General features: G+C 36.9%; 10 protein-coding genes. 5 read left to right on the forward strand and 5 right to left on the reverse strand.

Going from position 1 to position 12,532, the window contains the following annotated elements; translation table 11 throughout:
- Positions 1-638: 638 nt before the first annotated feature.
- Positions 639-3,554 (forward strand): UvrD-helicase domain-containing protein, encoded by a 2,916-nt coding sequence (locus tag A3Q34_RS17670; RefSeq protein WP_070376541.1) that lies wholly within the window; start codon positions 639-641, stop codon positions 3,552-3,554.
- Positions 3,555-4,086: 532 nt separating this feature from the next.
- Here A3Q34_RS17670 and radA read toward each other — a convergent pair.
- The 3 genes from radA to A3Q34_RS17685 all read right to left on the reverse strand — a co-directional run bounded on the left by radA (position 4,087) and on the right by A3Q34_RS17685 (position 7,381).
- The gene (gene radA, locus A3Q34_RS17675) at positions 4,087-5,463 is read right to left on the reverse strand and encodes a DNA repair protein RadA (protein ID WP_070376542.1); all 1,377 of its coding nucleotides are present in this window, start codon (positions 5,461-5,463) and stop codon (positions 4,087-4,089) included.
- 645 nt (positions 5,464-6,108) lie between these two features.
- On the reverse strand, positions 6,109-6,321 hold the full coding sequence (locus tag A3Q34_RS17680; protein WP_070376543.1) for a hypothetical protein: 213 nt from the start codon (positions 6,319-6,321) through the stop codon (positions 6,109-6,111).
- A 172-nt stretch (positions 6,322-6,493) separates the two neighbouring features.
- Positions 6,494-7,381, reverse strand: coding sequence for a LysR substrate-binding domain-containing protein (locus A3Q34_RS17685; RefSeq protein WP_070376544.1), 888 nt, complete (start codon positions 7,379-7,381; stop codon positions 6,494-6,496).
- Positions 7,382-7,510: 129 nt separating this feature from the next.
- Between A3Q34_RS17685 and A3Q34_RS17690 the strand changes: the two genes are divergently transcribed.
- The 3 genes from A3Q34_RS17690 to A3Q34_RS17700 all read left to right on the forward strand — a co-directional run bounded on the left by A3Q34_RS17690 (position 7,511) and on the right by A3Q34_RS17700 (position 9,763).
- The gene (locus A3Q34_RS17690; RefSeq protein ID WP_070376545.1) at positions 7,511-7,969 is read left to right on the forward strand and encodes a DoxX family protein; all 459 of its coding nucleotides are present in this window, start codon (positions 7,511-7,513) and stop codon (positions 7,967-7,969) included.
- A 71-nt stretch (positions 7,970-8,040) separates the two neighbouring features.
- On the forward strand, positions 8,041-8,991 hold the full coding sequence (locus A3Q34_RS17695) for a glutathione S-transferase family protein (RefSeq protein WP_070376546.1): 951 nt from the start codon (positions 8,041-8,043) through the stop codon (positions 8,989-8,991).
- Positions 8,992-9,055: 64 nt separating this feature from the next.
- Positions 9,056-9,763, forward strand: coding sequence for a pirin family protein (locus A3Q34_RS17700; protein WP_070376547.1), 708 nt, complete (start codon positions 9,056-9,058; stop codon positions 9,761-9,763).
- 128 nt (positions 9,764-9,891) lie between these two features.
- Here A3Q34_RS17700 and A3Q34_RS17705 read toward each other — a convergent pair whose 3' ends face one another.
- Entirely contained in the window at positions 9,892-10,221 is a 330-nt protein-coding gene (locus A3Q34_RS17705; RefSeq protein WP_231907381.1) for a hypothetical protein, read from the reverse strand.
- Positions 10,222-10,518: 297 nt separating this feature from the next.
- Here A3Q34_RS17705 and A3Q34_RS17710 point away from each other — a divergent pair, with 297 nt between their 5' ends.
- Complete coding sequence (locus tag A3Q34_RS17710; protein WP_070376549.1) at positions 10,519-11,187, forward strand: OmpA family protein; 669 nt, start codon at positions 10,519-10,521, stop codon at positions 11,185-11,187.
- A gap of 287 nt (positions 11,188-11,474) precedes the next feature.
- Here the strand turns inward: A3Q34_RS17710 and A3Q34_RS17715 are convergent, their stop codons facing one another.
- Positions 11,475-12,458, reverse strand: a complete 984-nt coding sequence (locus A3Q34_RS17715; protein WP_070376550.1) for a Gfo/Idh/MocA family protein — start codon at positions 12,456-12,458, stop codon at positions 11,475-11,477.
- Positions 12,459-12,532: the final 74 nt, after the last annotated feature.

Genomic DNA, 12,532 nt, shown 5'->3' on the forward strand with positions numbered 1-12,532 from the left:
TTATGAAAGATATTCATACAAAGTTATTGTTGAACACCTTGAGCTATTTACAGAAAAAAACTGGGGTAAATTTGAATACCTTTTATGGACGTCAGAGGTTGAGTACTATGAAATCAAACATGTTTTACCTAGAAAGTTAAGCCAATTAAGGTTTGAACTTGAAAGTAAGTATGTCGTTTTTTTATTTTTAATAATAAAAATAAGCTTCAAGCTATTTGAGTTTAGAATGAGTGTCTTATTAATTGTCTCTATGAAATTAAACATGTCTTACCTAGAAAGTTAAGCCAATTAAGGTTTGAACTTGAAGGTAAGTGTGTCGTTTTTTTGTTTTTGATAATGAAAATAAGCTTCAAGCTATTTCAGTTTAGAATGAGTGTCTTGTTAATTGTTGTTTAGAATGAGTGTCTTGTTAATTGTTTTATCTACTATGAGCGGTTCCTAGTGGCCTAAGAAATTATATGGTTAATGGAGAAGGGTCAATAATAAACAGATCAGTGGTATTTTATAAAATTTAAACGCGAGTATTTGTTGATCGTATATGAGATTTGGTCTGCTGAACACAGAATTACCTTTACACTAGTGGTAGAATTGCAGCTTAGGGTAAGTCGAATTTTTCTATATCTAGGTCTGTGCTGTAAATGAAATGTATATCTTCAAGTGTTTTTGGGCGCTTTATTGGTAAAACTACGAAAATTAATATTACTGAGTTCGGCTTATCTATTGATGTTGAAAACACCTTAAGCCAAATTAAATGGCAAGAACTCATAACACCGCCAATGTTTCATATCAGCTTTTTTGGGCACATAATGACACTGCAAACGGCAGATAAAAGTTATGCTTATAGTATGCTTGCCTTCAATGCTAAACGCGAACAGAAGAGTGAGTGTGAGAAACTTTGGGCGTTAGCCAACATTAAGCCAGCTGAGGCCTTATTAACGACCATCAAAAAAATTATCACCACTCGCTACTTACGTCAGTCAAATATTGATGTTATTCAGTCATTAGTTAATAAAGAACTCAAGCGTTGGTTTCCTTGGATCAATACCAGCAAAGCACTGCCATTGGTTGCTAAGCAGCTGCAGCAGCTGTCGAATTACCATCACTGGCAAGAGCAGGCTATAGACGATTGTCGTGAACGTTATATCAAGCAACAGCTTCAAGCCCACCAAGCCTTTTTTGATTGTGTCGAGACTAATCCTTTAACATTATGTCAACGGCGCGCCTGTATTATCGACAATGATAATAACTTGTTGTTAGCTGGCGCAGGAACAGGTAAAACCAGTGTGATGGTTGGCCGAGCTGGTTATTTACTTAACAGCCAACAAGCGCAGCATAGTGACATTTTATTATTAGCTTATGGTCGAAAAGCGGCTGATGAAATGGATACAAGAATAAAAGAAAAATTATCGACTGATAAAATTAGTGCAACGACCTTTCATCGTTTAGGTCTTAATATTATTGCTCAAGTTGAGGGGAAAAAGCCTAGTTTATCGGTATTCGCCGAAGATGAAAAAGCAAAAGCTAAGTGGATCCAAAGGTGTTTTGAAACCTTAATTAATGAGCAAGGCCAATATCGTCAACTTATCATAGAGTACTTCAGTAAATACTATTACGTTGAACGTAATTATTCTGACTTTGAAAGCCTAGGTGAGTATTATCAATATTTAAACGATAATGATATTCGTAGTTTAAAAGGAGAGAAGGTTAAGAGTTTTGGTGAGCTTTATATTGCTAATTGGTTATTTAACCACGGAATAGAATACCAGTATGAAGCTAGCTACGTTTATGATGTAAAAACAATCGAGCGCAGACAATACCAACCAGACTTTTTTCTACCTGAACTTAATGTCTATATTGAATATTACGGAGTAGATGAGAACGGTAATACAGCGTCTTACATCAATAAAGATGAATATCACACCTCTATTCAGTGGAAACGAGACACCCATAAGAAATTTAACACTCTTTGTCTTGAATTTACCTATGCCCATCATAAAAAAGGGCAGTTAATTAGCGCTTTAGAATCATTTTTTAATGATCATCAAGTTAAGTTTGAATTACTCCCTGATGAAGCGATACTCGAAAATTTAAAAGAAAGTGGGCGGATAACAACACTTGCCCAAATGTTTTGTCAGCTAGTAGGACTTTATAAAACCGCGTGTTTAGACCATTCGTTAGAAAATAATGTGATCATCAATTCTTCTGACCCAAAGCAGACCACGAAAGCATTAACGTTGCTTAAACCGATTTTAATTGCTTATGATGAACACTTAACATCTCGCGCTGAAATTGATTTTGAAGATATGATTAATAAAGCATTAGGGTATGTGCAAGAGGGGAAATTTAATTCGCCATGGCGTTACATCATGGTCGATGAATTTCAAGATATATCAGAGCCAAGAGCACGGTTAGTTAAAGCCTTACGTGACAATAATAAAGCCTGTTCAGTTTTTGCTGTTGGTGATGATTGGCAGGCGATATATCGCTTTAGTGGCGCTGACATTACCTTAACCACAGGGTTTGCACATTACTTTGGCGTTACCACTCATTCAGCTTTAGACCAAACCTTTCGATTTAATAACCAAATAGGCAAGGTGGCAACAGACTTTATTAGCCAAAACCCAGCACAAATTAAGAAAAAAATAAAATCGTTAAAACAAGTCAAAGCACCCGCAGTTTCATTACTTAAACGAGAGAATGGCGCATTAAATTCTTCAAAAAAAGGTATTGTTGATGAAATGGCCAATGGTGCAATCGATGATGTTTTAGCGGCTATTTCAGCTAAAGCGTGTAAGCCGGTAAGTGTTTATTTATTAGCGCGTTTTTGGTTTCAATTACCGGATAAAGTCGATCTAAATCGATTAAATAATCAATATCCGCTATTAACTATTGAATCTCAATCTTTTCATGCCTCTAAAGGAAAGGAAGCCGATTATGTCATTATTCTCGGACTCAAAAAAGGTGCTCATGGTTTCCCTTCAGAAAAAGTAACGCCAGCATTACTCGACGCCTTACTCGCAAAAAAAGAAGCCTTTGCTTATGCCGAGGAACGACGATTATTTTATGTTGCCCTAACAAGGGCTAAAGATAGGGTTTATGTTATTGCCGATATGACTGAAGCTAGCTGTTTTGTGAAAGAGCTAGCCAGCGATCATAACATCGAACTTGATGAATTTGACAGCACAGCCAGTCAATCATTTATGGATGAGATCAACTGCTTGGTTTGTGAAACAGGCACCTTAAAGAAACGAACAGGGCGCTTTGGCGATTTTTATTCATGTTCACACTTTCCTCGCTGCGAGCATAAAGAGAAATCCTGTGCTAGCTGCCAAAGTCCAATGACACGTAAACGTCACCCAGGTTTTAAGTTTTGTTTGAATGACGCCTGTAAAAGCGTCATACCGACGTGTGAAAAATGTCATGCTGAAATGGTGTTACGCTCAAGTAAAAATGGTGAGTTTTGGGGATGTAGAAACTACAAAGGTAATGAACCAATGAGCTGTAAAAATGGTCTCGATACTGCCAAAATAAAATGGCCAGAATTGGTAAATTAAATAATGCGAAATAGCTATGAAAACCTATAGTTTAAAAATGTTTTACTATAAATTAGCCAATGAGTTTTGTAACTGTTAACGAATAAAACAATAAGGTTTCATAAGTAAAAGCAATAAGTTATATTTTAGGAACTACTATAATTAGTTGGCAGTTGGCAGTTGGCAGTTCAAGGATGAATAAATGCGTTTGAAAGGAAAAATTGTTAAATGGGATACAGATAAAGCCAATGAATTCTCTATTTATTTAGCCATCATATTTCTAATAACGATAATAGCCGTTCATAAAGTCCAGTTTGATTCATTAAAATCCTTTTTAATTTAACACTTTATTAGTTCCAGGATATCTGAAAAGTGATATGCCGTTATAAATAGCGTGATGAAATACTGAAAAATTCTCATACTCCAGTCATTGTCATCATCTTTGTTTGTATAAGATGCAGTATCTACTATTGACCACAAAAACAGAGGTCAGCAAACTAGATTATTAGTTAACTAGGCTGCTGACCTTTATTGTTAAACACAAAGCCTAGTGTCAGAAAATTTCTAGCACGTCTTTAACATGAGACACGGGTATCAAGGTAACCCCTTTAGTTTCTAAACGTTTATTGTAATTACGTTTGGGTAATATGATGACTTTAAAGTCGTTACGAATCGCTTCTTTGACGCGCTCTTCACCTGAAGGCACGGGTCTTACACTGCCATCTAACCCTATTTCTCCAAAGGCAATTGTATTGACGGAAAACTTATGCTCTCTTGATGACGATATCATTGCGAGGATCAAAGGTAGATCTGAGCCAACATCTTTGGTTAAGTTAACACCTGATACCACGTTTACGTAAATATCATTACCGCCAATATTGACTCCCATGCGACTTCTCAATATGGCTAACAGCATTTGCATGCGTTTATAATCAAAGCCAACACCACCTCTAATAGGATTTTCAGCTTGAGATTCGGTGACCAGCGATTGAATATTGATTAATAAAGTTCTTCCGGTATCGTTTGATGCATAGGCCATATTCCCACTCGATTCAGCACCATCTTTATCTAAAAAGATGGCCGATGGGTTTACAACATCTTGCATACCTTTGGCTGTCATGGCAAAAGTGGCTATTTCTGTGGTGTCACCAAAGCGGTTTTTAGAGGTTCTAAGCGTTCGGTATTTACTGTCAGCTTCCGGCTCTATTTTACACATACAATCGCCGATGTGCTCAAGTACTCTAGGCCCCGCCATATCTCCGGATTTAGAAACATGACAAACTAATATTACGGTAACGCCATGCTCTTTCGCTAGTCGGTTTAGCATAGCAGCGGATTCTTTGACTTGAGTAACACCGCCAGGAGAATTGGGCAGTGAACTAATAAATGCCGTCTGGATAGAATCAACAACAAGGAATTTATAACCATCGGTGACCATGACATTACAGATAAGCTCTACGTCACCGGAGTTCATTATGTCAATTTTAGAAATGTCGGCTTGTAGCCTTAAACCGCGGTCTCTTACTTGCCCTTTAGATTCTTCGCCTGAGGTATATAAAGATTTACCTATTTGACTTAAATGAGCACATGTTTTTAACAATAATGTACTTTTACCCGCACCAGGGTCACCCGCTACCAGAATTACAGAACCTTCAACAATACCACCGCCTAACACTCGATTGAATTCAGAGCTACCGGTGTCAAATCGAGTTAAGTCCATATCAGAGACTTCACTCAACTTATCTATCTTTGCATCTTCTTTAGAGTAACCTCGGTGAGCGTTTTTGCTTGGTGTGCGCTGGGTTATTACCTTGGACTCTTTAAATTCTGTGATGCTGTTCCAAGCTGAACAACTTGAACATTGACCTAACCATCGAGGATGATTTTCACCACACTCAGTGCAAACATAAGTTGTTTTATCTTTTGCCATAATATTCTTAATAATTTATTTGTGGGGTTATTATATCGCGCTAGTCATACTAGTTTAACTAGCCAGTTACTTGAATCAATACCATTAATCGACTGACAAGTTTTGAGTATATTCATATCGCTCTCGCACATTTAACCATAAGCTCAGGTGAAGAAGCAAAAATATAGTCTCTGTCAAGATAAGTGACTTATTATAGCGCTTTCAATTTAGTGTTGTTTGTTAAACCACTGAATAAAAAATCGTTGGTTAAAATCTGAGAGAAATATCAAAGAACTATTACCTTATTAGGCTAGATTAGCTTGTTTGAAAAAAAAATTCACAAGCAGCTGTTGCTTATTGGCAAGAATACTTTTTTGAACGTGATATAGATATAGAGTCTAATCGTCAAGCTGCTGCACGAGATAACTACGATTTTGGCATTGCACTTCGACAAGCTGGAGATGAAACTAAGGCCAAAAATATTTGGCAGCATCCATTAGGGTTTCCATCAGATCCAGGGAATCATTACTGGCATGCAGCGATCAATAAAGCACTTATTTGAAGTTTATAAACTCATTAATGACTGAAAACTATTAATGTAAAGCACACTTGTATCTATTTTTAATATGTTAATTTACAACCTAGCTCACATTACTGCATTACACTTTAGTTTTGCTTTAAAACTTTATGTATAGCTTCACATAAATCAACTGCGACATAGGCTTCAAAATTTTCGGCTGGATCAAATGAACGTTCATGGGTGATATTAATAGAGGCTAAATGCTTGATTAATATTTTGAGTTTTTCTTCTTTTGATTCTGCAGATTCATTTAAGGTCTCGCTGATAGAAAATAGTTGTTCCCAAAGGTTATTACTCATCGAAAGGTCTCTCACACACTTATGCCGTAAATAAAGTTATCGGCAGAAAAAATTAGCTTTTAAGCTACAAATTGTGGGGCGACTTTAAATGAAATAGATAAAAACGTCTACTCTTGTATTAATGATATTTATATTAGTAATTAAAGGTTTAAGGTTAACTATTATTGCTAGTTTATTGTGCCGATAAGAGAGCGATTAATTTCTTTAATCCTTTACCTTTGTTGGTTATTTTCCATGCCATAAATAAGTCTTGCAGTGGGCGCTCTTCTGCTAATTTAATAACCACCAGTTGGCCTGATTCAATATGATGTTGGATGAGGTTTCTGGGTAAGTATCCGATGCCAATCCCTGCAATAATCGCTTCAATTTTTATCGCAATCGAGCTAACAAAAAAATGTTGACTGCCTTGGATAATATTAACTGACCAGGGGATCTCATGTTGAGCTGAGTCATGAACGACGACATTTCTATATTTTGATAAGTGTGCTGATTCAAGCGGCCCTTTAATAAGGGCTAATTGATGTACTTTGTTAACCACTAAAACATTTTCAGACACTGCAATTTTTATTGCCCTAATACCTTTTTGATTGGGCACAGGTGAAGGAGCGCCAATAACTAAGTCGACCTTATCTTCAATTAATGCCTCCCACGTGCCGTTCATTACTTCTTCTCGCACATCAATTTCAATATTTTGATGGGCGAGTAAAAAAGCTTCTATGCCTTTAAAAATAGTTTTTATATCAATAATGGAATCGCAAGCAATACGGATCTTGGGTTCCCAGCCATTAGCAATTGTTTGAGTTTGTTCTGAAAGGGTATTAATGGCCGTTAGTACTTTACGGCCCTCTGATAATAAATGCTTGCCTGCTGGCGTTAACACGGCGCGACGGCCTTGTCGTTGAAAGAGTGTCACGTTTAACTGTTCTTCTAACTTTTGAACGATATAAGAAAGCGCTGAAGGAACTTTATTCAATTGTTCTGCTGCGGCCGCATAAGTGCCACGCGTTTCAATAGCATCTAATACAAGTAATGCTTCAATACTAATAGGTGGCGTTTTCATAGCTATTATCCAGACATTTAATTGTTCAAATTATTTGAACATAAAAAACAAATAATAGGGGTTATTCAATGGTAACTCAACCTTTACAATAGCTACATATTAAATCATTAGTCATTAAAGAGTATTAAAATGTCATTTATAAATACCATCAATAGTATCACTAAAACTGAACAATATTTATCAAGCTTACCGCTGCGATTAATTGCCGGGTTAATTTTTAGCGCTCATGGTGCGCAAAAGTTATTTGCTTGGTTTGGCGGTTATGGATTAGAGGGAACCGGACAGTGGATGCAATCTATAGGGCTTACGCCGGGCTTCTTTATGGCATTAATGGCGGGTAGTGCTGAGTTTTTTGGTGGCATATTATTATTGATTGGTTTTCTCACTAGACCTGTCAGTTTTGTTTTGGCTATTACCATGATAGTGGCCATCTTTAGTGTTCATATCAGTAATGGTCTATTTATGAGTAATAACGGTTATGAGTTTGCCTTATCGTTACTAGCGATAACGCTTGCGCTATTTGTTCAAGGTGGCGGAAAGTACTCTATTGATAGTCACGTATCTCGAAAGCTAATTAAAAATACGTAACATGTAAGATAGCTAAATTATCTGCCATTAATAGTACTAATGGCTAAATCAATAAATTTAAGGGGTTTGTTATGGGATTAATTGTTAACGGTAGATGGGTCGACCAATGGTATGACACCAATAAAAGTAAAGGGCAATTTGTTCGTCAAGATAGTCGTTTTAGAAGTCAAATTTCATCAGATGTTAACAGTCAATTTAAACCGGAAGCGGGCCGTTACCATTTATATGTTTCGTTGGCGTGCCCTTGGGCACACAGAACACTAATATTTAGAAAGTTAAAGCAACTTGAAACAATTATTTCGGTGAGTGTTGTTGAAGCTAAAATGATGGTAAATGGTTGGACGTTTGGTGATAAGGGGGATCCGCTTTATCAGCTAGATTATGCCTACCAATTATATTTAAAAGCAGATCCTAGCTATGAAGGACGCGTGACTGTCCCTATTTTATGGGATAAAAAAACTCAGACGATTGTTAATAATGAATCCATCGAAATCAGTAGAATGTTTAATTCAGCATTTAACGAGTTAACAGGTAATGTTGATGATTACTATCCCGTTGAGCAACGAGAAGCCATAGAAACAGTAAATACGCGTATTTATGACACTATTAATAATGGTGTTTACAAAGCAGGTTTTGCGACGACACAAGCGGCTTATAATAATGCATACAACAGCTTATTTGACAGCTTAGATTGGCTAGACGTACTCTTATCAAAACAGCGGTATTTAGTGGCTGACAAAATAACCGAAGCGGATTGGCGTTTGTTCACCACACTGATCCGTTTTGATGCGGTATATCATTGTCACTTTAAGTGTAATCGCCAAAAAATCAGCGAATTTCATCATATTAAGAACTATGTTAATGAACTTTATCAAGTACCTGGCATTAAAGAGACGGTTGACTTGGAATACACTAAGACACATTACTACGCGAGTCATTTAACGATTAATCCAACAGGTATTGTCCCTTTGGGCGCAGCGGAAAACTTTGATGCGCCACATGACCGTAATCGTCAATACTAATGGTTAATAGGTTAAAGGTTTGACTGCTAAATAAAGCCAGATAAATAAATATTAAGGAAATTTGATGATAAAACATTATCTTTATAAAAGCTTAGGTAGCGCTAACCATGGCTGGCTTAAATCTAAACATCATTTTAGCTTTGCTAATTATTACAATCCAAGCCGGATGGGGTTTGGAAAGTTACGTGTTGTTAATGATGATTGGGTTGAACAGGGCATGGGCTTTCCTTCGCACCCACACCGTAATATGGAAATTATCAGTTTTATTCGTTCAGGTGCGCTCACTCATCAAGACAGTACCGGCAATAAAGGCACAACGAAAGCGGGTGAAGTTCAAGTGATGAGTGCAGGTACAGGTATTGTACATTCAGAATATAATCGCACTAAAAATCCATTAACTTTTTATCAAATTTGGATTGAAACTAATAAAATTGATGTGGCACCTCGCTGGGAAAGTAAGAAATTTCCTACTGAGCAGCTATCAGCGCTGACATTGTTAGTATCTGGCTACCCAGCAGATAAAAATAAGGCGCTGTTTATTAACCAAGAAACACGCATCTATGGAGGGAAATTAGCGAAAGGAACCGTTATTGAGCATAGCATTGACCATCAAGCTTATATATTAGCTTCAGCAGGTATGTTTAAAGTAGAAGATAGCTCAAAAATTATCACCATGAACGCAGGAGATGGTGCTGAAGTCACTCAGTCAACGACAATTTTACTCAGGGCGTTAATTGACTGTGAAGTGATTATTATCGACACAATTAATTAGCTAAATCCCGTAATGTAAACCACGAACATTCTCTTAAAATCGTATGTTCTGAAGATTTTAAGCGCTGGCGTTCGTGCCTAGCATTAGCTCTTTTATTATCTAGCAATACTTTTATTACTGAAGTAGACCTAATGTATAACGCGTTGCTGCTTATCCCAACGACTTCCTTGCCAATGAGTAATCGTTCCACAAGCTTGGCAAGTGTCGCAATGCCATTCAATTAGCCCTAAGGTTATTGATTTGGCTTGAATTTCTCCAGTACACGAGAGTTGTTTAGCACGAGTATTACATTTTAAGTTAACGTGAACGAGCGGTTGCTCAATATTTTCAGAAAGGGCTAATACAATTTTACTCAGAAAAACAAAAACTACTTTTGCTTGGTCAGTAAGTTCGAGAACGTTACCCGCTTCGTCAATAAAATGTCTAAAATCTGCTGCTAACGGCATCGGTTTTTCCATAGAATACTCATGCCGCTAAGATATAGTAGTTAGCGCTCTTGGTACAACACTTCTCGGTAAATATAACATCAGTAATTAATTTAGGAAGCTTGAATGTTATAAATATTAAGTATAAAGTTAGCGTTGTTTTAGATATGTGTATTTTCGTTATATATTCAGGCCCGAGTCTCCATCGGGTTTTTTTGTGCCTTAAAATACATAGACGAAAAGCAATAATGGCAAGACTGCCCCTGCAGTAATTTATTAATAGCCCAAGCTTTGTACAATAAGCAATAAGGCCAATAAAGGAAATTCACCATGAAAAAAATAATCACCACCGCATCTGCGATATTATTGCTACAAGCCTGTACAACATTTGATCCCTACACAGGTGAAAGTAAAACCAGTAAAACAGCTATAGGCGCAACAGCGGGCGCAAGCTTAGCAGCAGTTATTGCCTTTATAGACAATAAAGACAAAGACAGCAGAACACGCAACAAACGTATTTTAGCAGCAGCATCAGGTGGCGCCGCAATCGGTGGTGGTATTGGCTACTATATGGACACTCAAGAAGCTAAATTGCGTAAGCAATTGCGCGACAGTGGCGTGAGTATTGTGCGTGACGGCGACAAAATTAACCTTGTTATGCCAGGCAACATTACTTTTGCTTCGAACAGCTCAAACATTAACAGCAATTTTACTAGCGTATTAGATTCTGTTTCTTTGGTGCTTGAAGAATATAACCAAACCATTATTGTTGTTTCTGGTCACACTGACTCTAGTGGCTCTGCCCAGCATAACCAAAAATTGTCTGAAGACCGAGCTGGCTCAGTCGCTAATTATCTTCGTGGACAAAAAATCCTTAGTGATCGTTTAGAAACTGTTGGCTTTGGTGAAACACAACCGGCAGTAACGAACAAAACAGCTGCAGGTCGCGAGCTTAACCGCCGTGTTGAAATAACCTTGTTACCGATAGAACAGTCATAAAGCGTCATTAAAATAAAGCCATTATCATCGCGTTATATGCATTGATAATGGCTTATTGCTTAAGACGCTTGGCGTTAAAAGCGCGATACCATTAACATGACTTTAATCGTGCTAACCATCAAGATTTCAAACCAACATTTCAAATCAATATCTACAATCAATATCTACAATCAATATCTACAATTAATATCTACAATTAATATTTCAAATCAATATCTACAATCAACATCTACAATTAATATTTCAAATCAATATCTATAATCAACATCTACAATCAACATCTACAATTAATATTTCAAATCAATAAGTTTTCTAACGCTATCTAAAGTTTCGATAAGCTGGCGACTAAAATTAAAGGTCATGATATGGCTTTCCTTTTTCCCTTGACGTAACAGTTCGTTAAAATGGTTGATTTGGTGATCATAGCCATAGGTTTTGCCATTAAAAGAGATAACTTCTTCTTTGGTATCGGTTACTAAAGTGACGGTTGAAGGGCTGTTAAAGCCACTGTTAATTTTAATATTACCTTGTTCACAATAAAACACCGCTTCACTTGGCGTCGACTCCAAGAGTGTCGATTTCAATACGGCTACCGCGTTATTTTTATAGTTAAAGACCATTGAACAGGAAGAGTCTGCGCCATTAGCAAAAAATGTTGCTTCAGCGGTCATGGTCTCTGGCATGCCAAGGGTAGTGAGTGCTGCAAAAATAGGATAAATGCCAATATCTAAAAGACTGCCTCCGCCTAATGATTTATTAAACAGCCTAGCTTCTTGGTTAAATTCTCTTGCGAAACCAAAATCTGCTTCAACTTTATGTAGATTTCCGTAAGTTTTATCAGTCAGTTTATTTAAAACAAAATTATAATGGGGAAGAAAATAGGTCCAGAGCCCTTCCATTAGCAGAGTATTATTTGCCGTTGCAGCATCAATCATGCATTGCACTTCATCTTTATTCATGGCAAAAGGTTTTTCACATAGCACCGCGATACCACGCTCTAAGCACAGCAGCGCATTTTCTTTATGCATTGAATGTGGTGTTGCTATGTAAATAGCGTCAACATTTTTATCATTCACGAGCGCCTTATAACTGCTGTAAGCTTTAGTCGCGTGATATTTATCGGCAAAATCATTGGCTTTTTGCTGTGTTCTTGAAGCAACGCCATATAGCTCAGCATCTTTTACCGTTAATAAGTCTGTTGCAAATTTATTGGCTATATTACCTAAGCCGATAATCCCCCAACGTATGTTTCTATTTTTTAGTGATTTCATTAACGATTACTCAAGATAAATTACAATTAAAAAGTACAAATAAAAATTATTTTCTGATTGAGCTAATACTCTTT

It is taken from the genome of Colwellia sp. PAMC 20917 (assembly GCF_001767295.1).
Taxonomy (GTDB): Bacteria; Pseudomonadota; Gammaproteobacteria; order Enterobacterales; family Alteromonadaceae; genus Colwellia_A.